Below are 24,695 nucleotides of genomic sequence, written 5' to 3' on the forward strand. Positions count from 1 at the left end.
GGGGCGCTCTTGCCCGGCCGCATCAATGCGATAAAGCGCAACACCAGGCCCAACGCCGGGCCAGCGTTGCGCACACCGCCGGAAAGCTTTGCCCCGGAAAGCTTGCTGGCTCCACAAGGAACGCGACGTGGACCTGTCGATATTCCTGATCCTGCTTCAGGACGGCGTCATCAATGGCGCCATTTACGCCCTGCTGGGGCTTTCGCTCGTGCTGGTGTTCACGGTCACCCGCGTCATCTTCATTCCCCAGGGCGAGTTCGTCAGCTTCGGCGCCCTGACCCTGGCGCTGCTGGAGCGGGGCCAGACCCCGGCGACCATCTGGCTGCTGCTGGCGCTCGGCGCCGTCTCGGCCGTGGCGCAGGTGTGGCAGGGCAGGCGCACGCTGTCGGCGCGCCGCGTGCTGGCCATTGCCGGCACGGATCTGGCGCTGCCCGCCGCCGTTGCCGCGGTCACCATGCTGCTGGCGCCGATGAAGCCGCCGGTCGCCGTGCAGATCGCCCTGACGCTGGCCATCATCACCCCCATGGGGCCTTACATCTACCGCATGGCGTTCCAGCCGCTGGCCGAGGCGTCCACGCTGGTGCTGCTGATCGCCGCCATCGGCGTGCACCTGGCGCTCACCGGCCTTGGCCTGGTGTTCTTCGGCGCCGAGGGTTCGCGCACGGAGCCGTTCTCCAGCGCCATGTTTGAAATGGGATCGCTGCTGGTTTCCGGCCAATCCCTGTGGATCATGGGCGTGACGGCGGCGCTGGTCGCCGCGCTGGGCGCCTTCTTCGAGTTGACGCTGACCGGCAAGGCCCTGCGCGCCACCGCGGTCAACCGGCTGGGCGCGCGCCTGGTCGGCATCGCCCCGTCCATGTCGTCCACCATCGCTTTTACCCTGGCGGGCTTCATCGGCGCCCTGTCCGGCGTGCTCGTGTCGCCGCTGACCACGATTTACTACGACACCGGCTTCCTGATCGGCCTCAAGGGCTTTGTCGCGGCCATCATTGCCGGCCTCGCCAGTTACCCGATCGCCGGGGTGGCGGCGATTCTCGTCGGCATTGTCGAGGCCCTGGCCTCGTTCTGGGCATCGTCGTTCAAGGAGGTGATCGTCTTCCTGATCATCATCCCGGTCCTGTTGTGGCGCACCTGGGGCGCGCCGGTCGTCGAGGAGGATGACCATTGAATACGCCAGCCCCCGCCGACAACGCCGGCGCTGATCAGGTCTCCGCCAACGGAGCCGAAGCCGCCCCGGGCGGGCGCGGTATGCGTCTCGTCGCGCCGCTGGTCGCCCTGGCGGTCTGCGCACTCATTCCGCTGGTTCCCGGCCTGCCGCAGTTCTGGATTACCCTGCTCAACTACATCGGCCTCTACGCCCTGGTGGCGATTGGCCTTGTGGTGCTGACCGGAGTTGGCGGCATGACGTCTTTCGGCCAGGCCATGTTCGTTGGCGCCGGCGCCTACACCACCGCGATCCTCACCACCCGTTATGGCGTCAATCCGTGGCTGGCCCTGCCGGCGGCGCTGGCGATCACCGGCGTTTTCGCCTGGGGGGTGGGGGCGGTGACGTTGCGTCTCTCTGGCCACTATCTGCCGCTGGCGACCATCGCCTGGAACATCAGCTTCTTCTACATCGTCGGCAATCTGGACATTTTTGCCAAATTCGACGGCATTTCCGGCATTCCGCCCATCGCCGTCGGCGGCTTCGCCTTCAGCGACGGTCCATCGCTGTATTACCTGATCTGGGGTGCGGTGGCGCTGGCGGTGATCGCCACGCTGAACCTGCTGGATTCGCGCGTTGGCCGCGCCATCCGGGCGTTGCGCGGCGGCGTCGTCGCGGCTGAATCCTTCGGCGTCGACACGGGCCGGGCGCGCATTCTCGCCTTCGTTTACGCCGCGCTGCTCGCTGGTCTGTCCGGCTGGCTCTACGCCCATTTGCAACGGGCGGTGAACCCGTCGCCCTTCGGCCTCAACGCCAGCATCGAATATCTGCTGATGGCGGTGGTCGGCGGCGCCGGCTCGGTCTGGGGCGCGATTCTTGGCGCCGGCCTCGTCACCATCATCCGCGACCAGTTGCAGGACTGGTTGCCGTGGCTGATTGGCGCGCGCGGCAATTTCGAGGCCATCGCCTTCGGCGTCATCCTTGTGCTGCTGCTGCAAACCGCGCGCGACGGCTTGTGGCCGCACGTGCTGCGCCTGTGCAAGGTTCGCCCGGCGACCCGCGACCGCCACGCCGAAGCCGGCGAACTGGCGCCGCGGGCGCGTTCGGCCGGCGAGCAGCGGGCCGATGCGCCTGTGCTGGCCGCCACCGACCTGCGCAAGCAGTTCGGCGGCCTTGTCGCGGTCAACGACCTGTCGTTCGCCGTCGGGCGCGGCGAGATCGTTGGCCTGATCGGTCCCAACGGCGCCGGCAAATCCACCACTTTCGACCTCGTCACCGGCGTGACGCCGCCCACCTCTGGCGACATCCGCTATTTCGGCGAGGAAGCCACCGGCGAGCGCGCCCGCGTCATCGCCCGGCGCGGCGTGGCGCGCACGTTCCAGCATGTCCGTCTGGCCGCTGGCATGAGCGTTATCGAGAACGTCGCCCTTGGCGCGCATCTGCGCGGTCACGCCGGGGCGGTGGGGGCGGTGCTGCGCCTCGACCGGGCCGAGGAGGCCCGCATCTTCGCCGAGGCGCACCGGCAGCTGGACCGCGTCGGCCTTGCTGATCTGGCCGACCGCCCCGCCGTCAGCCTTGCCCTTGGCCAGCAGCGCATCGTTGAGATTGCCCGCGCCCTGTGCCTCGATCCTTCGATCCTGCTGCTCGATGAGCCGGCGGCCGGCCTGCGTCACCGCGAGAAGAAGCAACTGGCGGCGCTGCTGCGCCAGTTGCGCGGCGAAGGCCTGTCGATCCTGCTGGTCGAGCACGACATGGACTTCGTGATGGGGCTGACCGACCGGCTGGTGGTGATGGAGTTCGGCTCCCGCCTCGCCGAGGGAACGCCAGAGGAAATCCGCAACAACCCCGCCGTGCTTGAGGCATATCTGGGAGGCGTGGCGTGAGCGCGTTGCTTCAGCTCGAAAAGCTCTCCGTCGCCTATCACGGCGTCGACGCCGTGCGCGGCGTGTCCCTGTCGGCGCCGCACGGCGCCATCGTCTCGGTGATTGGCGCCAATGGCGCCGGCAAATCCACCATGCTCAACGCCGTCATGGGCATCCTGCCGGCGCGCGGCCAGATCGTTTTTGACGGCGCGCCCATCCATGGATTGTCGGTGGAGGAGCGCTTTGCCCGGGGCATCGCGCTGGTGGCTGAGAAGCGCGAACTGTTCGCCACCTTGCCGGTGGAGGACAATCTGGCGCTCGGGCGCTTCCGCTTTCGCCGGGAGGGCCGTGCGGCGGCCAATGCGGCGCTTGAGGAGGTTTACGACCTGTTTCCCCGCCTGCGCGAGCGGCGGCGGCAGCTGGCGGGCACGCTTTCCGGCGGCGAACGGCAGATGCTGGCCATGGGCCGCGCCCTGATGGGCAAACCGCGTCTGCTGATGCTGGACGAACCGAGCCTCGGCCTTGCGCCGCTGATCGTGCGCGAGATTTTCCGTATCGTCGTGTCATTGCGCGAGCGCGGGGTCTCGATCCTGCTGGTGGAGCAGAACGCCCGCGCCGCGCTGCAGATCTCTGACTACGGCTATGTGCTGGAGAACGGCCGCGTCTCGCTGGAAGGCCCCAGCGCCGCGTTGCAGGAAGACGCCCGCGTCGCCGCCACCTATCTCGGCTTCGGGGCCCATGGCGGCGATGAGGACGGCGACAACGACGATGGGGGCGGCGCAACGGCGTAAGCGCGCCTGCGGGCCCCAGCCCGTCATGCCCGCGCCTGTCGCGGGCATCCATAATTTGCGCCGCTGGCCGGATCGGCAGTTGAATCAATACCTGAATTGATTCTGGAAATAGTCAGTATTTCATATGCTTGCTGATATATTTTGATCTACGTCATCAGCCGCTGCTGAACGCTCAGACGGCGGCTGCTTCCGTCGCCGGGCGGTCAGGCGCGCCGACCATCCGCAGGGCGGAGCGGGCCATGGAATCGGCGATCTGCTCCGGCGTCAGCCGGCCGTTGCCGCGATACCAGGCGTGAATCCAGATAATCATCCCGGCGATGCCCAGGCAGACGATGGCCGGATCCTCCACGTCGAACACGCCTTCGCGCAAGCCATCCTTGATGATGTCGCGGACAATGCGGTCGAAGTCGCCCTGCATGTCGCGGATGCGCTGGTCGACATCGGCGGGCATGTGGGCGATTTCCCGGCTGGAAATGGCGATCCACTCGTGTCGCTCGATCACCACCAGTGTGAAATCGTGCAGCAGGCGGAACAGGCGCTCGTCGGCGCGGCCGGGCAGGGCGGCGGCGTCGATCGCCACCTGCACAGATTCGCTGATGCCGCGCTCGCAGATGGTCGCCAGCATGTCCTGCTTGCTGCGGAAATGCTGGTAGATGAGCGTTTTTGAAACGGACAGGCGCTCGGTCAGCGCGTCCGTGGTGGTCGCGGTGTAACCATTGCGGAAGAACAGCTCGCCAGCGGCGCGCAGGATCAACTCCCGCTTGTAGAGCGCTACGTCGTCCTTCATCGCCGATGGCGTCGCCATGTTGTTCCCCTCCGGTCCCTGTTTCACCGCCCGCGCGCCGGTGATCTGTTCCAGGCGGGCTATCACGTTTTTTTCAAGAATTCTCAAGGGCTGCGCTTTGGGGCGCTGCAGACGATATCTATTACGCGCCGCCGGTCGGGGATAGCCGGCTGCCGGCCCCGCCAGATCGCTCCAGTCCGGCCGGCGCATTTCTCTCCGAAAGCTATTGACCATCTTCTGTACTGAGTAGTACCACTAACAGAACGATCCGTCCCGCATTTTGTTCGACTGAACGGAAGCAGGGTGAACGACCCTCCTGCGGGCATGCGGACACATTTCCAAAGCAGCGAGCAGGCGTTTTCGGGCCGTTCTGGCCAGAGGGCGCCCGAGCAGACAACGCCCGTTTCCGAAACGGGCGGCGAATAAACCGGGAGGACGGCGTATGCCGGCATTCGAGTCGCGTGTGGTGGCGGCAGGGCCTGCCTTTGAGGAAAACCGGGCGTTCATGCTCGACGCCATCGCGGACATGCACGGGCTGCAAAAGCGGGCGCGAGACGCCTCGGCGGCCTCCGGTCCCCGTTTCGCCAAACGCGGCCAGTTGCTGCCGCGCGAGCGCCTGACCCTGGCGCTGGACGAGGGCGCCCCCTGGCTGGAGCTGTGCTCGCTGGCCGGCTATCTGCGCGACACCAGCAACCCGGCCAAAACCGTGCCCGGCTGCTCCAGCATCGCCGGCATCGGCTATGTCTCCGGCGTGCGCTGCATGGTGGTGGTCGATGACGCCGGCATCGCCGCTGGCTCCGCCCAGCCCATGGGCGGCGAAAAGATGCTGCGGCTTGAGGCCATCGCCATCAAGAACCGGCTGCCGTTCATTCATCTGGTCGAATCCGCCGGCGCCAATCTGCTTGGCTACAAGGTGGAGGACTTCGTCATTGGCGGCGGCCTGTTCGCCAATCTGGCCCGCCTGTCCGCCGCCGGCATCCCGGTCATCGCCCTGACGCACGGCTCGTCCACCGCCGGCGGCGCCTATATGACCGGCCTTGCTGACTACGTCATCATGGTGCGCGACCGGGCCAAGGCGTTTCTCGCCGGCCCGCCGCTGCTCAAGGCGGCCACCGGCGAGGTGGCCACCGATGAGGAGCTTGGCGGCGCAGTGATGCACGCCACCGTCTCCGGCCTTGCCGAATATCTGGCCGAGGACGACGTCGACGGCGTGCGCATCCTGCGCGAGCTGGTTGGCAATCTGGGCTGGACCCAGGGCAACGAACTGCCGGAAGGGCCGGCGCCGGCGCTTGATATGGAAGAGCTGCTCGGCCTGTTCCCCAAGGACCACAAGAAGCCGGTCGACATGCGGGAGGTCATCGCCCGCCTCGTCGATGGCTCGGAGATGATGGAATACAAGCCGCTCTACGGCCCGCAGACCGTCTGCGTCCAGGCGAAGCTGTTTGGCATCCAGATTGGAATCATCACCAACAACGGCCCGCTTGATCCGGCCGGGGCCAACAAGGCGACCCAGTTCATCCACGCCTGCTGCCAGAACGGCTCGCCGCTGATCTACCTGCACAACACCACCGGCTACATCGTCGGCACGGAGTCGGAGCGGGCCGGCATGATCAAGATTGGCGCCAAGATGATCCAGGCCGTGGCCAACGCCACCGTGCCGCAGCTCACCGTGATGTGCGGCGCTTCTTACGGCGCTGGCAACTACGGCATGTGCGGCCGCGGCTTCACGCCGGATTTCGCTTTCTCGTGGCCGACGGCCCGCACTGCCGTCATGGGCGCCGAGCAGGCGGCGCTGACCATGGCCATCGTCATGGAGGACGGCGCGAAGGCGCGCGGCCTGCCTGTGGACGTGGAAGGCATCGAGACCATGAAGCAGAAGATCATCCAGACCTTCGAGAGCCAGATGTCGGCCTTCTACACCTCGGGCGCGGTGCTCGACGACGGGGTGATTGATCCGCGCGACACGCGCAACGTGCTGGGCATGGCGCTTTCCGTCTGCCTGTCGGGCCGCGCGCGCCAGGTGCGTCCGCTGACCTTCGGGGTGGGCCGCATGTGATCCGGGTCATGTAATCCGCTTCATGTAGTCCGCTTCCCGCCGCGCAGCGCCCACGCGCCGCGGCGATCGCAGGGCGAACGACGCGCGGCCCCCATGGCTGCCGGCGTCCCGCCTGATCCGGCGCTGGCCGCGCCCCGAATTCGAGCCCGCAGAGGCCTCTGATGACGTCGATCACCACCCTTCTCATCGCCAACCGGGGCGAGATCGCCATCCGCGTCGCCCGCACGGCGCGCCAGATGGGCGTCGCCACGGTCGCCGTTTATTCCGACGCGGACCGCGACAGCCCACACGTCAGGGCCTGCGACATGGCCATCGGCATCGGCGGCCTGACGCCGGCTGACAGCTATCTGGTCGCCGACAAGATCATCGAGGCCGCCCGCCGCGCCGGGGCCCAGGCCATTCACCCAGGCTACGGCTTCCTCTCCGAGAACGCCGGCTTCGCCGCCCGCGTCGCGGCCGAGGGGCTGGTGTTCGTCGGTCCGCCGGCCGCCGCCATCGAGGCCATGGGCGACAAGGCGCGCGCCCGCCGCCGCATGGCCGCCGCCGGTATCCCGGTGGTGCCTGGCTACGACGGCGAGGACCAGGCGCACGACCTGATGCTGCGCGAGGCGGAGCGCATCGGCTTCCCGATCATGATCAAGGCCTCCGCTGGCGGCGGCGGGCGCGGCATGCGCCGCATCGACAGCGCCGCCGCCATGCCCGACGCCCTGAAGGGCGCCGCCTCGGAAGCGCGAAAAGCCTTTGGCGACGGCAGGCTGATTCTTGAGCGGGCGGTGATCGAGCCGCGCCACGTGGAAATCCAGGTGTTCGCCGACCGCCACGGCAATGTCGTCCATCTCGGCGAGCGCGACTGTTCGGTTCAGCGCCGCCACCAGAAGGTGATCGAGGAGGCGCCGTCGCCAGCGCTGAACCCGGAGCTGCGCGCCCGCATGGGCGAGGCGGCTGTCGCGGTGGCGCGGGAGATCGGCTACGTCGGCGCCGGCACCGTGGAGTTCCTGCTCGACCGCTCCGGTGAATTCTATTTCATGGAGATGAACACCCGCCTGCAGGTGGAGCACCCGGTCACGGAGCTGGTCACCGGCTTTGACCTGGTGGAGTGGCAGATCAACGTCGCCAATGGCGAGCCGCTGCCGGCGGCCCAGAGCGATATCCGCCTGAAGGGCCACGCCATCGAGGTGCGCCTGTGCGCCGAGGATCCCGCCGACGACTTCCTGCCGCGCACCGGCGAGGTCGCCCTGTGGGACCCGTCGCGCACCGTTCGCGCTGACGCCGCGCTCGCCAACGGCCTGACCATCAGCCCGTACTACGACTCCATGCTCGGCAAGCTGATCGTCCATGGCGCCACCCGCGAGGAGGCGATTGAGAAGCTGGCCCATGGCCTGGAAGCGACGGCGCTGCTCGGCGTCGCCAGCAACCGCGACTTCCTGATCCGCGCCCTGCGCCATCCAGCCTTCATTGCCGGCGACAAGGTCTCTACCGGCTTTATCGCCGAACATTTCCCGGACAACCGCGCGCGCGCCGCCATTCCCGACCGCACGGCCTGGGCGCTGGCCGCGTGGCTGGCCACTGCCGCCACCGCCCGCGCCGCCAACTGGAGCAGCGCCTCTGGCGACAATTCCTGGCGCGGCTGGAGCAACGTGCTGCCGCTCGACCAGCCGTGGCGTCTGGCCTGGAACGGACCCGCTGGCCTCATCAACGACGAAACGCCTGGCGAACGGCGTGGCCACATCGCCGTCGGTCGCGACAGCGCGACGGTGAGCCTCGACGGCGCCGCCATTGCCATCTCCGGCCGGCCGGTCACGGCGGGCGAAGAGGCCACGGTGCTGGTGGACGGCGCGCCGGTGGCGCTGCGCTTCGCCTGGGCCGGCGACGAGCTGTGGCTGAAGCTGGGTGGAAGCGATTTTTCCTTCACGTCGAAGAGCCGCATCAGCGCCGCGAAGGCGGCGGCGGAATCCGGCGCCGATGGCATGCTGCGGGCCCCGATGAACGGTCGCGTTGTCTCCATCGCGGTGGCGGAAGGGGCGAAGGTGGAGCGCGGCCAGATGCTGATGGCGCTGGAGGCCATGAAGATGGAGCACGCAATTGTGGCGCCGCGCGACGGCGTGCTGACCTCGGTGTCGGTCGCCGTTGGCGACCAGGTGTCGCCTGGCCAGATCATGGCCGAGATCGGCGACTGATCCCACGCGCCAGCAATGCCGGGCCTTCGCGCAAGGTCCGGACAATCAGACTGAAAACATGCCGGAGAGCCCCGGCGGGAGAACCACCATGGCGGACAGTTTGCAGGCGGGCGAGCGCATCGTCATCGAGCCGATCCCCAACCCCCATCTGACCCCGGAGCATCTCGCCTTCCGCGATGTGATGCGCCGCTTCGTGCAGACGGAGATCGAGCCTTACGCCAGCCAGTGGGATGAGGCCGGCGAGTTTCCGCGCGAGCTGTACAGGAAGGCCTCGTCCATCGGTCTGCTGCAACTCGGGTTCCCCGAGGAATATGGCGGCGTCGAGCTCGACCAGTTCTACGGAAATATCGCCAGCGCCGAGATGGCGCGGGCTGGGGCAGGCGGCGTGGGCGCCTCGCTGATGAGCCACACCATCGGCCTGCCGCCAGTGGCGGTGGCCGGCTCGCCGGAGCTGAAGGCAAAACTGATCCCGCCGACCCTGGCCGGCGAGAAGATTTTCGCGCTCGCCATCACCGAGCCTTCGGGCGGCTCGGACGTCGCCAACCTGCGCACCACGGCGCGCCGCGATGGCGACCATTATGTGCTGAACGGCGAGAAGACCTTCATCACCTCCGGCATGCGGGCTGATTACATCACCGTGGCGGTGCGCACGGGCGAGGGCGGGCGCGGCGGCGTTTCGCTGATTGTCGTCGACACGACGACGCCGGGATTCTCGCGCACGCCCTTGCGCAAGATGGGCTGGTGGGCCTCCGACACCGCGACGCTGTATTTCGACAATTGCCGCGTGCCGGCGGGCAACCTGCTCGGCGAGGAGCACCACGGTTTCCGCATCATCATGCGCAATTTCAACAGCGAGCGCCTCGGCATGGCGGCTGGCTGCATCGGCCAGGCGCGCACCTGCCTGGAAGAGACGGTGAATTACGCCCGCGAGCGTCACACCTTTGGCAAGCCGCTGATCCAGCATCAGGTGATCCGCCACAAGCTGGCGGACATGACCATGCGCATCAACGCCTCGCAGGCCTATCTCGATCACCTGACGCACCGGGTGATGAACGGCGAGAGCCCGGTGGCGGACATCTGCCTGCTGAAGAACCAGGCGACCCAGACCATGGAATTCTGCGCTCGCGAGGCGGTGCAGACCTTCGGCGGCGCCGGCTTCATGCGCGGCTGCAAGGTCGAGCGCATCTACCGCGAGGTGCGCGTCAACGCCATCGGCGGCGGCGCCGAGGAAATCATGCGCGACCTCGCCGCGCGCCAGCTTGGATACTAGAGCGCTTTCCGATCAGCTGAAATCGTCTGGTCGACCAGAATTCGCTGAAAATAGAGGCTCCAGGGAGCTGGTCCGGCAAAAGTGGGAGCTGCTTTTGCCGGAATGGCGTCCGCGAACGATTGAGGAAACGGCATGACGGCAACCCTTCCCGCCACCACGGTCATCCAGGTCGAGCGCCAGGGCTCGCGCCTCTATGCGACGATCAATGATCCGTCCACCCGCAACGCCATGACCCAGGGGTTGACCACCGATCTCAACGCAATTCTTGCGCTGGCGGAGCAGGACCGGACGCTGCGCACGCTGATCCTGCAGGGAGCCAACGGCGCTTTCTGCGCCGGCGCCGATCTCAAGGGCACCAACAAACAGCAGGGTGCGGCGGTCGCCTCGGGAGACGAGGATCCGCTGGAGGCGTCGAACCGGGCTGGCGGCGAACTGTTTGCCCGGCTGGATCAATGCCCGCTCACGGTGATCGCGGTGGTGGATGGTCCGGCCTTTGGCGGCGGTTTCGGCATGACCTGCTGCGCCGATATCGTCATCACCACGCCGCGCGCCCGCTTCGCCCTGTCCGAGACCGGGCTTGGCATCGCGCCGGCGCAGATCGCCCCGTTCGTGGTCAACCGCATCGGACCGCGCCACGCCCGTCGCCTTGGCCTCGCCGGCACGCGGCTGAATGGCGAGCAGGCGGCCGAGATCGGCCTTGCCGATTTCTACTGCCCGGACGAGGCGTCGCTGAACGAAACCCTGACAGCGTTGCTGAACGACATTGGCCGTTGCGCGCCTGGCGCCAACGCCGAGACCAAGCGGCTGTTCCGCCTGTGCCACGCCATGCCGCTTGAGGAATACCGCAAGGTGGCGGCGAAATCCTTCGCCACCTGCGCCCGCAGCGCCGAAGGCCAGGAAGGCGTGCGCGCCTTCGCCGAGAAGCGCCCGGCCGCCTGGGTGGAAAAGATCTGACAGCTGGATCTGGCATTTCCGCCGGCCGCTCATGATGGGCGCTGGCGGATCATGTGGATGGCCGGCGTGTCCGGCCGTGGCGCGCATGGACGGTGGGGCGTCCGCTGCTCGCCGATGGTGAGCGCGGGTGGGGCCGTTTATTCCCGCCGCGCCCGGCTCGTCCCGGGCATCCACGCCCCTGGCGGGGGGGGGCTGTTGGTGAACTTTTCGGCGCTCCGGCGGGGACGGGGCGCACGAGAGCCTTTTATTTTGAGCGAATTCTGGTCGGAAAGCGCTCTAACTCTGGACAGTGGACCGGGTCCGGCCTGAGCTTCGGTGGAAGCGGGGCCGGATGAACGGTCTGATGAAATGAAGGTCAAGGGAGCAGGGACGATGTCCGGTAAAACAATCAGGATTGGCGGCGCCTCCGGTTTCTGGGGCGATACCAGCATCTCCACGCCGCAACTGCTGCGCGGCGGCGACCTCGACTATCTGGTGTTCGACTATCTGGCCGAGATCACCATGTCGATCATGGCCCGCGCCCGGGCCAAGGACCCGAATATGGGCTATGCCCACGATTTCGTCGGCGCCATCGCCCGCGAACTGCCGACCCTGTCGCAAAAGAAGATCAAGGTGATCGCCAACGCCGGCGGCGTGAACCCGGTGGCCTGCGCCCGGGCGCTGGAGGCGAAGATCGTCGAGGCCGGCTATGATCTGAAGGTCGGCGTCGTCACGGGTGACGATCTGCTTGGCCGCGCCAGTGAGTTCGCCGGCACGCGCGAGATGTTCACCGGCGAGCCGATGCCGGAGAAGCTGTGGAGCATGAACGCCTATCTCGGCGGCTTCCCGGTGGCGGCGGCGCTGAACGCCGGCGCCGACATCGTCATCACCGGACGCGGCGTCGACAGCGCCGTGACGCTCGGCGCCTGCATCCACGCCTTTGGCTGGACGCCGCAGGATCTGGACAAACTCTCCGGCGGTTCGCTCGCCGGCCACATCGTGGAGTGTGGCGCCCAGGCCAGCGGCGGCCTGCATACGGACTGGGAAGACACCGGCGACTGGTCGAACATCGGCTATCCGATCGTCGAGGTGGCGGAGGACGGCTCCTTCGTCGTCTCCAAGCCGGAGGGCACCGGCGGCCTGGTGTCGGAGGCCACGGTCAGCGAGCAGATGCTGTATGAGATCGGCGATCCGCGCGCCTATCTGCTGCCGGACGTCACCTGCGACTTCACCCAGGTGAAGATCGAGCAGGCCGGCAAGGATCTGGTGCGCGTCTCCAACGCCAAAGGCCTGCCGCCGACCAATTATTACAAGGTGTCGGCCACCTATCAGGACGGTTTCCGCGTTGGCATGTACCTGACCATCGGCGGCCTCGACGCCGCCCGCAAGGCCGAGAAGGTGGCCGATTCCGTGCTGCGGCGCACCGAGGCCATGTTCCGGGCGATGAATTTGCCGCCGTTCGCTGAAACCAGCGTCGAGGTGATCGGGGCTGAGGCGGCCTATGGTCCGCACTCCCGCGCCCGCGCCGCCCGCGAGGTGGTTCTCAAGCTCGCCGCCAAGCACGAAAGCCCGAAGGCGCTGGAAATCATGGTGCGCGAGCTGACCTCGTCCGGCACCTCGATGTCGCCGGGCATTACCGGCATGGGCGGCAACCGCCCCAAGGTGATGCCGGTGGTGCGCCTGTTCTCCTGCCTGGTCGACAAATCGTCGGTGACCACGGGCGTGGAGGTGGCGGGCCAGGCGGTTCCGGCGCCGGAAGCGCTGCGCGGTGGGTTCGATCCGGCGTCGCAGGGGCCGGATCAGTCAGGGCCGGAGACGGCGCCAGGCGCTGGCGCGCCGGTGGTTCCGCTGATCGCCCTGGCCTGGGGCCGCAGCGGCGACAAGGGCAACAAGGCCAACATCGGCGTCATCGCCCGCAAGCCGGAATACCTGCCTTATATCCGCGCCGCGCTGACGGCGGAGGCGGTTGGCGCCTTCTTTGGGCACTTCCTGAAGGGTTCGGCGGAGCGCTTTGAGTTGCCCGGAACCCATTCGCTGAATTTCCTGCTGCATGACGTGCTTGGCGGCGGCGGCATCGCCTCGTTGCGCAACGATCCGCAGGCCAAGGCCTACGCCCAGATGATCCTCGATTATCCGGTGCCGGTGACGCCGGAGATCGCCGCCAGCGTGCGGGCGGTGACGGAGAAGTTCCCGCCGGCGGTCATCGCCGCCTGAGACCGCGCAAAGCGCTTGCAGGCAAAGCCCTTTGCAGGCAAAGCCCTGTGCAGGGAAGGCGCTTGCGGGCAAGCTCTTGCAGGAACCATCGCGCCGGCAAAATGGCCGGCGCAACGGACGTCCCGGAGCCTTCCGGGGCGTTCTCACAACATACAATGACCGGGAGAACGCCCATGGCGACGCCACAGAATACCCTGACGCTCTGGCACTGCATGAGCGCGCGCTCGTTCAGGCCCCTGTGGACCCTGGAGGAAATGGGTCTGCCCTACGAACTGAAGATGCTGCCGTTCCCGCCGCGCGTCTTCCAGAAGGACTATCTGGGCATCAATCCTCTTGGCACCATTCCGTTTTTCCAGGATGGCGAGACGAAGATGACCGAGTCTTCCGCCATCTCCCAATATCTGGTGACGAAATATGGCCCGACCCCGCTGAACGTCGGCGTCGATGAGCCGGCCTACGGCGCGTTTCTCAACGCGCTGCATTTCTCCGAGGCGACCCTGACGTTCCCGCAGACCATTTTCCTGCGCTACACCCTGCAGGAGCCGAACGCCGGCCTCGGCAAGGCGGCGGAGGATTACGCAAAATGGTTTGGCGGTCGCCTGCGGGCGGTGACGGCGGTGGCCGAGAAGAACGAGTTCTGGTGCGCCGGCCGCTTCACCGCCGCCGATATCTGCGTGGGCTATGCGCTGATGCTGGCCGTGCGGCTGCAACTCGACCACCTGTTCACCGATCCGGTGCGCGACTACTGGAAACGGCTGCAGGACCGCGACGGTTTCCGCCGCGCCCTGGCGTCGCAGGAGAAAGCGGCGCAGGAGCAGAACGTCTTCAATCCGCCCAGCATGGAAGTGCCGGCGAAACAGGCGCAGGCCTGAATGCCGGCCGCCGGCGGCCTGCATGTCCGCCCGGGGTGAGGGGGGGCGGCCGCCGGGATCTGGCGATGGTTTCCCGACCCCTGTCGTGATGTCCGTTCTGTTATGCACATGAACGGTTGATAACGGCTGCCGTTCTTGCAATAGATGCCGGCAACGGCAATCTACCAATCGACCGTTAGGCTCAAGGCCAGACAGCGCGCGCCTGGCGCGCGGGTTTCATCAGGCCGCCGCCTCGTCAAGGCGTTGGGAAGCGCCACGCGCCTTTCAGGGCGCGCGCTTCTCCAGATAGCGAAGGGATCGACATGTCTGAGGCATGGATTATTGACGCGGCCCGCACGCCGCGCGGCGTCGGCAAGTTTGGCAAGGGCGCGCTGTCGGATGTGCATCCCCAGCGCATTCTCTCGACGGTGCTGAAGGCGCTGGCCGAGCGCAACAGCCTGAACACGGCCGAGCTGGACGACGTCATCGCCGGCTGCGGCACCCAGTTCGGCAAGCAGGGCTCCTGCATCGCCCGCATGGCCGCGCTCGACGCCGGTTTTGACAACGCCGCCACCGGTTTCTCGCTCGACCGTTTCTGCGGCTCCGGCATGACCGCCGTGAACCTCGCCGCCATGGGCATCATGTCCGGCGCGCAGGACCTCGTCATGGCTGGCGGCGTTGAGTCGATGTCCTATGGCTCGACCCTGCAGCGCGCCACCGACGGCGTGATCGACTCGGGCAACATGCACCTGCGTTCGATCCACCCGCAGCCACACCAGGGCATCTGCGGCGACCTGATCGCCACGCTCGAGGGCTTCACCCGCGACGACGTCGACAATCTGGCCCTTGAGAGCCAGCGTCGCGCCGACATCGCCATCAAGAACGGCTACTTCAACAAGTCGCTGATCCCGGTCTACAAGGACGACGGTTCGCTGGCGCTTGGCCACGAAGAGTTCCCGCGCCCGCAGACCACCAAGGAAGGCCTCGGCCAGCTCAAGGCCGCCTTCGAGGTGATGTATGACGCGCCGCTGAACGACCAGGGCCTGACCTTCCGTCAGCTGGTCGAGCGCACCTATCCGGGCGTCAAGGTCAACCACGTTCACCACGCCGGCAACTCGTCGGGCGTCGTCGACGGCGCTGGCGCCGTGCTGCTGGCTTCGCCGGAATACGCCCGCGCCCATGGCCTGAAGCCGCGCGCGAAGATCCGCGCTGTCGCCACCGCTGGCGACTCGCCGGAGCTGATGCTGAACGCTCCGGCCCCGGCTGCCCGCAAGGCGCTGGCCAAGGCTGGCATGACCATCAAGGACATCGACCTCATCGAGATCAACGAAGCCTTCGCCGTTGTTCCGCTGAAGTTCATGCGCGAGATGGGCATCGACAACTCCCGCGTGAACGTCAACGGCGGCGCCATCGCCCTCGGTCACCCGATCGGCGCCACCGGCGCGATCATCGTCGGCTCGCTGCTCGACGAGATGGAGCGCCGCGACCTGAACACCGGCCTGGCCACCCTGTGCGCCGCCGGCGGCATGGCTCCGGCCATCATCATCGAGCGCATGTAATCATCGCGCGCAGATGAGCCGCTGAACCGGGGGCGCAAGCTCCCCCGAGACGCAATGCGCCGAATGACGCCCGGGCTTAAGCGCCCGGGCGTTTTTTTTGTGCGCGTCCCGCTCCCCAGGATCAGCGGAGATGGAGAGAGCGGCGGCGGGATGGACATGGCTGGCGAGGCGCGGACAATCGACGCCGGGCAGTTTCCCGCCAGAAGGCTGCGGCTAATGCGCTGTCTTCCGTCCCCTGTCTCTTGGCTCTTGGCTCCTGGCTGCGCAGGCTGGCTCCCGGTTGCGACGCGCTCGCCGGAATTTTGCCATGATTGGCCTGGTCCGCTAAAATGCGTGTTCACATCTATCTATCGCATCGGTCAACGGCGGGGATGGACCAAAGGCGCGGACGCCGGCAGATGGCCCGCCGGAAGAGCGTTGGGCAACCGGGCCGCGACTTCTCCAGCCGTCGTTATGGCAGCGCCTGGCCGGGCCCACGCGCTGCTCACCGATGCCCCAACGCATGCCGCCCCTTTGCAGTCCGGGCGGCGTTTTGCAGAACTGGAGGCATTTTGTCAGGGTTTGTTGTGAAGCCGCCGGTATTTTTTGGCGCGGTGGCGATTATCGTCGCCTTCCTGCTTGTCGGGGCGCTGCTGCCCGGCCAGGCGGAGACGGCGTTCGGCGCGATGCAGGCGTGGGTTCTGTCGCGGTTCGGCTGGTTTTATCTGCTCTCCGTCGCCGTGTTCGTCGGCGCCGCCATTATTCTTGCGACCGGCCGCACCGGCGATCTCAAGCTGGGTCCTGACGACGCGGAGCCGGATTTTCCCTATCTCTCCTGGCTGGCTATGCTGTTCGCTGCCGGCATGGGCATCGGCCTGATGTATTTCGCGGTCGGCGAGCCGCTGATGCACGCCGCCGCGCCGCCAGACGTTCCGCCGGGCGGGCCGGCCGCGAGCCGCGCCGCCATGAGCATCACGTTTTTTCACTGGGGCATTCACGCCTGGGCCATCTACGCCATCGTCGGCCTGTCGCTGGCCTATTTCGGCTTCCGTTACAACCTGCCGCTGACCATCCGTTCAGGGCTTTACCCGCTGCTGAAGAACCGCATCAACGGCGGCCTCGGCCACGCGGTCGATATTTTCGCCATCTGCGGCACCGTGTTCGGCATCGCCGCGTCGCTCGGCTTCGGCGTGATGCAGATGAGCGCCGGCCTGCATTATCTCACCGGCATCGAGGCCTCCACCCGGCTCAACCTGATCCTCGTCGTCGCCGTCACGGCTATCGCAATGCTATCCGCCGTCACCGGCGTCGAGAAGGGCGTGCGACGCCTCAGTGAACTGAACCTGCTGGTCGCCGTGCTGCTGATGCTGTTCGTGCTGGCGGTCGGGCCGACGGAACTGCTGATGCGCGATTTCGTCCAGAACATCGGCGCCTGGCTGGATACGCTGCTGCTGCGCACCTTCAATATCTACGCCTATGATCCGAAGCCCTGGATCGACAAATGGACCCTGTTCTACTGGGCGTGGTGGATATCGTGGTCGCCATTTGTCGGCATGTTCATCGCCCGCATCTCGCGCGGCCGCACGGTGCGCGAATTCGTCGTCGGCGTGCTGCTGGCTCCGACGGCTTTCACCTTCTTCTGGATGACAGTGTTCGGCAACACGGCGATGTTCATCGACCAGACCGCGGCCCAGGGCGCGCTGGCCACCGCGGTGCAGGCGGATCTCTCGGTCGCCCTTTTCAAGTTCTTCACCTATCTGCCATGGCCGGCCATCACCTCGACGGTGGCGGTGATCCTCGTGGCGATCTTCTTTGTCACTTCGGCCGATTCCGGCTCCCTGGTGGTCGACACTCTGGCCTCCGGCGGTGAAACCCGCACGCCGTGGCTGCAACGGGTGTTCTGGTGCGCCCTGGAAGGCGGCGCGGCGGCGGTGCTGCTGCTCACCGGCGGGCTCGCCGCTTTGCAGGCCGCCACCGTGGCGACGGCGTTGCCGTTCTGCGTCATCATGCTGGTGCTGGTCTGGGGCCTGTTCCGCGGCATGCGCGCCGATCTTGTCCAGGCCAACGCCCGCGGCGCTCTGGCGGCCACGCCGGCCGTCACCGTTCCCTGGCAACGCCGCCTGTCGCTTATCGTCAACACGCCCGACGCCGACGACGTCGCCGCATTCATCGACGGCCAGGCGACGCCCGCCCTGGAGAGCGTCGCTGAAGAGCTGACCCGGCGCGGCCGGCCGGCCCGCGTCGAGCGCGGCGAGGGCGCGATCGTGTCGCTGGTGGCCGCTGCCGAAGGGGTGCGCGACTTCGTCTATGGCGTGCAGGTGGCCGAGCACCGCCTGCCCGGCCTCACCATGCTTGACACCCGCGACGCCGACGTGCGCCATGAGGCGCGGACCTATTTCAGCGACGGCTCGCGCGGCTACGACATCATGGGGCTGACGCGGGAACAGATCATTTTCGATGTGCTCAGCCGGTATGAGGCCTGGCAGGCGGTCACCCAGATGCCGGAAGCCGCCCTGGTGGTCAGGGCGCCCGAGCACGCGCCGCCGGAGCCTGCGTCCGCCGGCGAGCATCCGGCTGCGATGAAGGAATGACCGGGCGGGGGCAGCGCTGGATGCGGTCAGCCGGGGCGTGATTTTGCTCTGGCGCCCATCCCCTGAAGGTCCCGGCGTCCAATCCCGCCATGTCCGCCCGCGCCGTCATGCCCGCACGTGTTGCGGGCATCCACGTCTTCGCTTTTGGGCCTGGCGTCACCCGTTACAGGAACCGCATCTTCGTTGGCGGCCGGAACAGGTCTGGCCACGACGGCGAGGGGGGCGAAAAGGGACGGTGGAATATCCGTGGGTCGCTCTGGCGCCGGCGGCTTCATGAAGGCGCCAGAGGCAATGGACGTCAGCCGCCCAGTACGGGCGGGCGACGACCGGCGACGCGATTGACCGCCGCTTCATGGGCGGCGGCGAATTCCAGCAGCAGTTTTTCACCGTGATCGGGGCCAATCAATTGCAGGCCGGTTGGCCGTCCGGCAGGGTCAAAGCCGGCGGGAACCGACATGCAGGGCAGGCCGGACATGGTCCAGATGCTCGTCGACTCCATCCAGCGATGGTAGGTGTCCATGGCGCGTCCGCCGACCTCGCGCGGCCAGGTCACCGTTTTGTCGAACGGGAACACCTGCACCGCCGGCGCCGCGATGACGTCGTAGCCGGTGAACAGGCCTTGCAGATACGCGTGCCATTGCGAGCGCACGACGCTGGCCGCGTGGATGTCGTAGCCGGTGACGGCCAGGCCCTGTTCGATCTCCCATTGCAATTCCGGTTTCAGCAAATCCCGCCGCGCCGGATCGCGCCAGATCTCCAGATGCCGCGCCCCGGCCCAGACATGGCGCAGGTGCAGCCAGGCCCGCCACAATCGCGCCAGGTCAAAGCCGATGTCCACCAGCGTCACCGTGCAGCCGAGCGCCGCGAACTCCTGCAAGGTCGCCTCGCATAGCGCCAGCACCCCCGGCTCCATGGCCAGATAGCCGCCAAAATCGCCCACCCAGGCAATGCGCTTGCCGGCCAGACCGGCGTTGCGCTCCGGCAGCACCGCGTCGCCGGGGGCGCGGATGGCCAGCGGCGCGCCCGGGTGCGGCCCGGCCTGCACCGACAGCAGCAGCGCCAGATCGCGCACGCTGCGCGCCATCGGGCCCTCGACGGCGAGCTGGGCGAAGAACACATCCTCCGCCGGGGCCAGCGGCACCCGGCCAAAGGAGGGGCGCAGGCCGTAGATATTGTTGAACGCCGCGGGATTGCGCAGCGAGCCCATCATGTCGCTGCCATCCGCCGCCGGGATCATGCCCAGCGCCACCGCCACGGCGGCGCCGCCGCTGGAGCCGCCGCAGGTCAGCGCCGGATCATAGGCGTTGCCGGTGACGCCGTGCACCGGGTTGTAGGTCTGGGAGCCGAGGCCGAATTCCGGCACATTGGTCTTGCCAATGAAAATCGCCCCCGCCGCGCGCAGGCGGGTAACGGCGAGGCCGTCTTCCTCAGGCGTGAAATCCGCGAACAGCGGCGAACCGAAGCTGGTGACGATGCCCGCCGTCAGCGCCAGATCCTTCACCGCCCATGGCAGCCCGTGCAGGGGGCCGCGCAGATGGCCCACGGCCAGTTCGGCGTCGGCGGCGCGCGCTTCGTCGAGCAGCGTCTCACGCGGGCGGGCCGAGACGATGGCGTTGACCAGCGGGTTGAGCCGCGCGATCTGGTCGAGACAGGCTTCCATCACCGCGACGCAGGAAACGGCGCGGCTGCGGATCGCCGCCGCCGTCGACCAGGCGTCCCACCGGGTAATCTCATCCTGGGCAATGGCGCCGGCGAACTGCTCGCCCGCCCGCTGCGCGGCCGTTCCGGTCATGGCGTATCCTCCAGGAGCACCCGGCGAAAGCTGTCGCCGCTTTCATTCGCCGTTCCCCCTGACTGGCGAGCCTGATCGCGAATACGCCCGGCGCCAACCGTTTTCACGGACCTGTGTTGCGGTTTTTTTTATCCGCCGTAGCGTTTCAGCAGGCCGCGGCCGAGCTGGGCCAGGTGCACCTGGTCGGGGCCGTCGCCGATGCGCATGAAGCGGGCGTAGGCGTAAGCGTCGGCCAGGAAGGTGTCCTGCGAGACGCCGGCGCCGCCGTGCACCTGGATGGCCCGGTCGATCACTGCCGCCGCCATGCGCGGCGTTGCCACCTTGGCGGCGGCGATCAGGTCGCGCGCCGCCTTGTTGCCTTCCGTGTCCATCTTGTGCGCCGCCCGCAGCGTCAGCAGCCGCGCCTGCTCGATCTCCACCCAGGAATTGGCGATGTCCTCGCGCACCGAGCCCTGTTCGCCGAGCGGCTTGCCAAAGGCCACGCGCCGTTCGGCGCGCTGGCACATCAGCTCAAGCGCCCGCTGGGCGCAGCCGATCAGCCGCATGCAATGGTGGATGCGCCCCGGCCCCAGCCGTCCCTGGGCAATCTCGAAACCGCGCCCTTCGCCCAGCAGCATGTTGGCCGCCGGCACGCGCACGTTCTCGTAGACGATCTCCGGGTGGCCGACCGGCGCGTGATCATAGCCGAACACCTTCATGTCGCGGACGATGCGCACGCCGGGCGTGTCGCGCGGCACGAGGATCATGGATTGCTGGACGTGCTTGTTGGGATTGTCCGGGTCGGTCTTGCCCATGACGATCAGCAGCTTGCAGTCCTCGCTCATGGCCCCGGAGGTGAACCATTTGCGGCCGTTGATGACGTAATCGTCGCCATCCCGCACGATGCTGCAACGGATATTGGTGGCGTCGGAAGAGGCGACCTCAGGCTCGGTCATCGAAAAGGCGGAGCGGATCTCGCCGGCGAGCAGCGGCTCCAGCCACTGTTTCTGCTGCTCTGGCGAGCCGTACAGCGCCAGCACTTCCATATTGCCCGTGTCTGGGGCGGAGCAGTTGAACGCCTCCGACGCCCACGACACCCGGCCCATGATTTCCGCCAGCGGCGCATAGTCGAGATTGCTGAGGCCGGCGCCGTGATCGCCCGGCAGGAACAGGTTCCACAGGCCTTCCGCCTTCGCCAGCTCCTTCAGTTCGCCGATGATGGGCGGCCGACGGTTGTGGAAGCCGTTTTCCACCTGCTCGTCGTACAAATGTTCAGCCGGATAGACGTGGCGATCCATGAAGGCGCCGAGCCGGGCGATGAGATCGCGCGCCTTTTCACTGTGCTCGAACATTGGCCTGTCCCTGAATGCGGCCAGGCGCGACGTGGGCCCTGGACAAAATGAATTGGGATGCGTTGCCGGCGGCGGGCCTGGCCGCCGCCGGCATGGTGAGTTCAGGCCGACGCCTTGTAGTCCTTGAACTGCTGGCGCAGGGTCAGCTTGTGCACCTTACCGGTGCCGGTCATCGGGAAGCTCTCCAGAAACTCCACGGCGTCCGGCATCCACCATTTGGCGATCTTCGGCGCGATGTGGTCGAGGATTTCCTGGCCCGAAACCTCCATGCCCTGGCGCGCCGTGATCAGCAGCAGCGGCCGCTCCTGCCATTTGGGGTGCGGAATGGCGATCACCGCCGCCTGCAGCACCGCCGGATGGCTGAGCGCCGCGTCCTCGATCTGGATCGAGCTGATCCATTCGCCGCCGGACTTGATGACGTCCTTGGAGCGGTCGGTGAGGGTGATGTAGCCTTGCGGGTCGATCATCGCCATGTCGCCGGTCATCAGGTAGCCGTCGGCGTCCTGGGCCTCGATGCCCTTGTGATAGGCGCTTGCGATCCACGGCGCGCGCACGCCCAGATGCCCGACCGCCTTGCCGTCGCGCGGCAGTTCCGCGCCTTCATCGTCAACGATGCGCGCCTTGACGCCGCAGACCACCCGGCCGGACTTCATGCGGTCGTCGATCACCTCCTGGAACGTCGCGTCACGATCGCGGAGCTGCTGCATCGGCATGGAGGCCATCAGCGCCTCGGTCATGCCCCAGGCCTGCACATAGGCCACGCCGTATTCGCGCTCCAGCAACTCCACCATGGCCCGCGCCGGCGCCGTGCCGCTGGACAGGGTGCGCTTCAGGGTCGAGAATTTCTTGCCGTTGCGGGCCAGCCAGTCGAGCAGGATCAGCCAGAAGCTGGGCACGCCAGCCGACAGGGTGACGCCTTCGTTCTCGAACAGTTCATACAGCTTGTCGGGCTCATAATTGCGACCCGGGAACACCAGCTTGGAGCCGGTGTAGGGGGCCATGAACGGCATGTTCCATGCATTGCCGTGGAACATGGGCGCCATCGGCATGACCACCTGACGCTTTCCGGCTTCGGTTCCGGGCATGTAAAGGAAATTGGCCCCCATCAGGGTTTGCAGCACGAGGGCGCGGTGCGAATAGACCACGCCCTTGGGGTTGCCGGTGGTGCCGGAGGTGTAGCAGATCGTCGCCGCGTTGGTTTCCGGGAACTCCGGCCAGGCGAAGCCGGCGTCGTCCTCCGCCGCCAGCAGCGTCTCATAGCAATGGACGTTGGGCAGGCTGGTCTGCGGCATCCGCTCTTCGGTCGCCATGATGACATAGCCCTTGACCGTGGTCAGGCGCGGCGCGATCTCCTCGACGATCGGCAGCGTCAGGGCGTCGAGGAACAGATATTCGTCCTCGGCGTGATTGATAATGTAGATGATCTGTTCGGCGAACAGGCGCGGATTGACCGTGTGCAGCACCGCGCCAATGCCGGGCGCGGCGTAGAACATCTCGAAATGCCGGTGGGTGTTCCAGGCCAGCGTGCCGATCACCGAGCCTTCCGTCGCTCCAAGCCGGCGCAGCGCCAGGCCCATGCGCCGGATGCGGCGCCGGGCTTCGGCGTAATTGTAGCGGAACAGGTCGCCCTCGATCTCACGGGCAACGACCTCCGCCTCGCCATGTTGCAGGCCGGCGTATTCAATGAAGTTGGACAGCTGCAACGGCATGTCCATCATGAGCCCACGCATGCATTTCCCCCTGAGAGCGTTTCCAGCGAAGTGGATGGCCTGCAGCATCTGTCGCGCTGCTGAATGAAATGTCCGGGTCTTCGGCGCCTCCGGCGAACTGTTGGACCCGCACTGACGCCGGCGTGACGCCAGCAGGCAAAGCGGACCGCCCGCGCCGGAGTTCAGGCTAATGTGGAGCATCCTTGCGAGGCAACTGCTCCATTGGTCGTGCATGTAAAAATATGCGCGACAAAAAAGCCCGCGACGACTGGCGGCGCGGGCGTATCAATACCTTTACTTGTCTTTCTTCGATCCGGGCAGGATGCCCATGTATTTGGAAATGATCTGCAGCATCACTTCATCCGCGCCGCCGCCGATGGAGGTGAGGCGGGTGTCGCGGTACATGCGGGTGATGTCGCTTTCATTCATGAAGCCCATGCCGCCCCAATATTGCAGGCAGCTGTCGGAGACTTCGCGCACCAGGCGGCCGCCGATCAGCTTGGCCATCGAGGCCAGCATGGTGACGTCCTCGCCGTCGACGTAATCCTGCGCCGCCCGGTAGCAGAGCGAACGCAGCGCCTCCACCTTGGCCTGCAACTCGGCCATCTTGAAGTGGATGATCTGGTTGTCGAGCAGCGGCTTGCCGAACACCATGCGACCGCGCGTGTAGTCAATGGTGTCGTTGATGGCGGTTTCCATGGCGACGAGGCCGCCGGCGGCGCCCCACAGCCGCTCGATCTGGAACTGCTCCATCTGGTAGATGAAGCCCTTGCCTTCCTCGCCAATGCGATAACGCTGCGGCACCCGCACCTCGTCGAAGAAAATCTGCGCCGTGTCGGAGGCGCGCATGCCCATCTTGTCGAGCTTGCGGGCGACCTCGACGCCTTTGGTCTTCATCGGCACGCAGATCAGCGACTTGTTGCGATGCACCTGGCCTTCGGACGTGTTGGCGAGCAGGCACATCCAGTCGGCCTGCGTGCCGTTGGTGGTCCACATCTTGCCGCCGTTGATGACGTAGTCGTCGCCATCCTTGCGCGCGGTGGTTTTCAGGGAAGCCACGTCCGAGCCCGCGCCCACCTCGGAAACGCCGAGGCACGCCACGTAGTCGCCGGAGATCGACGGGGCCAGGAACTCCGCCCGCAGTTCATCGGAGCCATGTTTGGCGAGGGCGGGGGTGGCCATGTCGGTCTGCACGCCAATGGCCATGCCGATGGAGCCGCCGCGAATCGCGCCGATGGCCTCGCAGAACGCCAGCTCATAGGTGTAGTCGAGGCCGAGGCCGCCGAACTCAACCGGCTTGTTGATGCCCAGAAAGCCCTGCTGCCCCATCTTCCGGAACAGCTCATGCGCCGGAAACGCACCGGCGGCTTCCCATTCCTCGATGTGCGGATTGATCTCGGTCTGGCAGAATTTCGTGACGGAGCGCATCAGCTCCTTGTGCTGCTCGGTGTAGATCATGTTTCCTCCCGGCCGCCGCGTCGCGTGCGGCCTGTCGACCTGCCGTCCGGAATGCGCGAGGCCCGCATTCACGATGCCGGCGCGCTTGGGGGCGGCGCCGGAAAGTCTGCGGGACGAAAGTCTTTGGGACCCTGGCATCAGGCGTGGCGGTACTGATTTGATTGTGTTTGGTACGCTTCGGTACTTGGCGCGCA

General features: G+C 66.9%; 16 protein-coding genes. 11 read left to right on the plus strand and 5 right to left on the minus strand.

All coding sequences use genetic code 11. From position 1 onward, the window contains the following. Positions 1-127 precede the first annotated feature (127 nt). From ACERNI_RS14600 to ACERNI_RS14610, 3 genes are all read left to right on the plus strand, one after another. Entirely contained in the window at positions 128-1,168 is a 1,041-nt protein-coding gene (locus ACERNI_RS14600; RefSeq protein WP_448833985.1) for a branched-chain amino acid ABC transporter permease, read from the plus strand. Between the two features lie 80 nt (positions 1,169-1,248). Next, the gene (locus tag ACERNI_RS14605) at positions 1,249-3,027 is read left to right on the plus strand and encodes a branched-chain amino acid ABC transporter ATP-binding protein/permease (RefSeq protein WP_448834030.1); all 1,779 of its coding nucleotides are present in this window, start codon (positions 1,249-1,251) and stop codon (positions 3,025-3,027) included. After that, the gene (locus ACERNI_RS14610; protein ID WP_448833986.1) at positions 3,024-3,797 is read left to right on the plus strand and encodes an ABC transporter ATP-binding protein; all 774 of its coding nucleotides are present in this window, start codon (positions 3,024-3,026) and stop codon (positions 3,795-3,797) included. The genes ACERNI_RS14605 and ACERNI_RS14610 overlap by 4 nt, the downstream gene beginning before the upstream one ends. 172 nt (positions 3,798-3,969) lie before the next feature. On the opposite strand, the gene ACERNI_RS14615 is transcribed toward ACERNI_RS14610, so the two are convergent. Further along, positions 3,970-4,668 carry a TetR/AcrR family transcriptional regulator gene (locus tag ACERNI_RS14615; RefSeq protein WP_448833987.1) on the minus strand — a complete coding sequence of 233 codons (699 nt, stop codon included), beginning with the start codon at positions 4,666-4,668 and terminating at the stop codon, positions 3,970-3,972. A gap of 355 nt (positions 4,669-5,023) precedes the next feature. On the opposite strand from ACERNI_RS14615, the gene ACERNI_RS14620 reads away from it, so the two are divergent. The 8 genes from ACERNI_RS14620 (at position 5,024) to ACERNI_RS14655 (ending at position 18,211) form a co-directional block, all read left to right on the plus strand. Next, the gene (locus ACERNI_RS14620) at positions 5,024-6,637 is read left to right on the plus strand and encodes an acyl-CoA carboxylase subunit beta (protein ID WP_448833988.1); all 1,614 of its coding nucleotides are present in this window, start codon (positions 5,024-5,026) and stop codon (positions 6,635-6,637) included. Positions 6,638-6,798: 161 nt separating this feature from the next. Further along, complete coding sequence (locus ACERNI_RS14625) at positions 6,799-8,814, plus strand: acetyl/propionyl/methylcrotonyl-CoA carboxylase subunit alpha (protein ID WP_448833989.1); 2,016 nt, start codon at positions 6,799-6,801, stop codon at positions 8,812-8,814. An 88-nt stretch (positions 8,815-8,902) separates the two neighbouring features. Beyond that, the gene (locus ACERNI_RS14630; RefSeq protein WP_448833990.1) at positions 8,903-10,084 is read left to right on the plus strand and encodes an acyl-CoA dehydrogenase family protein; all 1,182 of its coding nucleotides are present in this window, start codon (positions 8,903-8,905) and stop codon (positions 10,082-10,084) included. A gap of 132 nt (positions 10,085-10,216) precedes the next feature. Continuing rightward, positions 10,217-11,038, plus strand: a complete 822-nt coding sequence (locus ACERNI_RS14635; RefSeq protein WP_448833991.1) for an enoyl-CoA hydratase/isomerase family protein — start codon at positions 10,217-10,219, stop codon at positions 11,036-11,038. 372 nt (positions 11,039-11,410) lie between these two features. Continuing rightward, on the plus strand, positions 11,411-13,231 hold the full coding sequence (locus tag ACERNI_RS14640) for an acyclic terpene utilization AtuA family protein (protein ID WP_448833992.1): 1,821 nt from the start codon (positions 11,411-11,413) through the stop codon (positions 13,229-13,231). A gap of 173 nt (positions 13,232-13,404) precedes the next feature. After that, positions 13,405-14,103, plus strand: a complete 699-nt coding sequence (locus ACERNI_RS14645; protein ID WP_448833993.1) for a glutathione S-transferase family protein — start codon at positions 13,405-13,407, stop codon at positions 14,101-14,103. Positions 14,104-14,405: 302 nt separating this feature from the next. Next, on the plus strand, positions 14,406-15,641 hold the full coding sequence (locus tag ACERNI_RS14650; protein ID WP_448833994.1) for an acetyl-CoA C-acetyltransferase: 1,236 nt from the start codon (positions 14,406-14,408) through the stop codon (positions 15,639-15,641). A gap of 551 nt (positions 15,642-16,192) precedes the next feature. Then, complete coding sequence (locus ACERNI_RS14655; RefSeq protein WP_448833995.1) at positions 16,193-18,211, plus strand: BCCT family transporter; 2,019 nt, start codon at positions 16,193-16,195, stop codon at positions 18,209-18,211. A gap of 298 nt (positions 18,212-18,509) precedes the next feature. On the opposite strand, the gene ACERNI_RS14660 is transcribed toward ACERNI_RS14655, so the two are convergent. The 4 genes from ACERNI_RS14660 to ACERNI_RS14675 form a co-directional block, all read right to left on the minus strand. Then, on the minus strand, positions 18,510-20,003 hold the full coding sequence (locus ACERNI_RS14660) for an amidase (RefSeq protein ID WP_448833996.1): 1,494 nt from the start codon (positions 20,001-20,003) through the stop codon (positions 18,510-18,512). A 128-nt stretch (positions 20,004-20,131) separates the two neighbouring features. Next, entirely contained in the window at positions 20,132-21,334 is a 1,203-nt protein-coding gene (locus ACERNI_RS14665) for an acyl-CoA dehydrogenase family protein (RefSeq protein ID WP_448833997.1), read from the minus strand. Positions 21,335-21,435: 101 nt separating this feature from the next. Next, positions 21,436-23,064: a long-chain fatty acid--CoA ligase gene (locus tag ACERNI_RS14670; protein ID WP_448833998.1), complete on the minus strand. Its 1,629-nt coding sequence runs from the start codon at positions 23,062-23,064 to the stop codon at positions 21,436-21,438. Between the two features lie 273 nt (positions 23,065-23,337). After that, positions 23,338-24,501 carry an acyl-CoA dehydrogenase family protein gene (locus ACERNI_RS14675; protein WP_448833999.1) on the minus strand — a complete coding sequence of 388 codons (1,164 nt, stop codon included), beginning with the start codon at positions 24,499-24,501 and terminating at the stop codon, positions 23,338-23,340. Positions 24,502-24,695: the final 194 nt, after the last annotated feature.

This window comes from Camelimonas sp. ID_303_24, assembly GCF_053543495.1.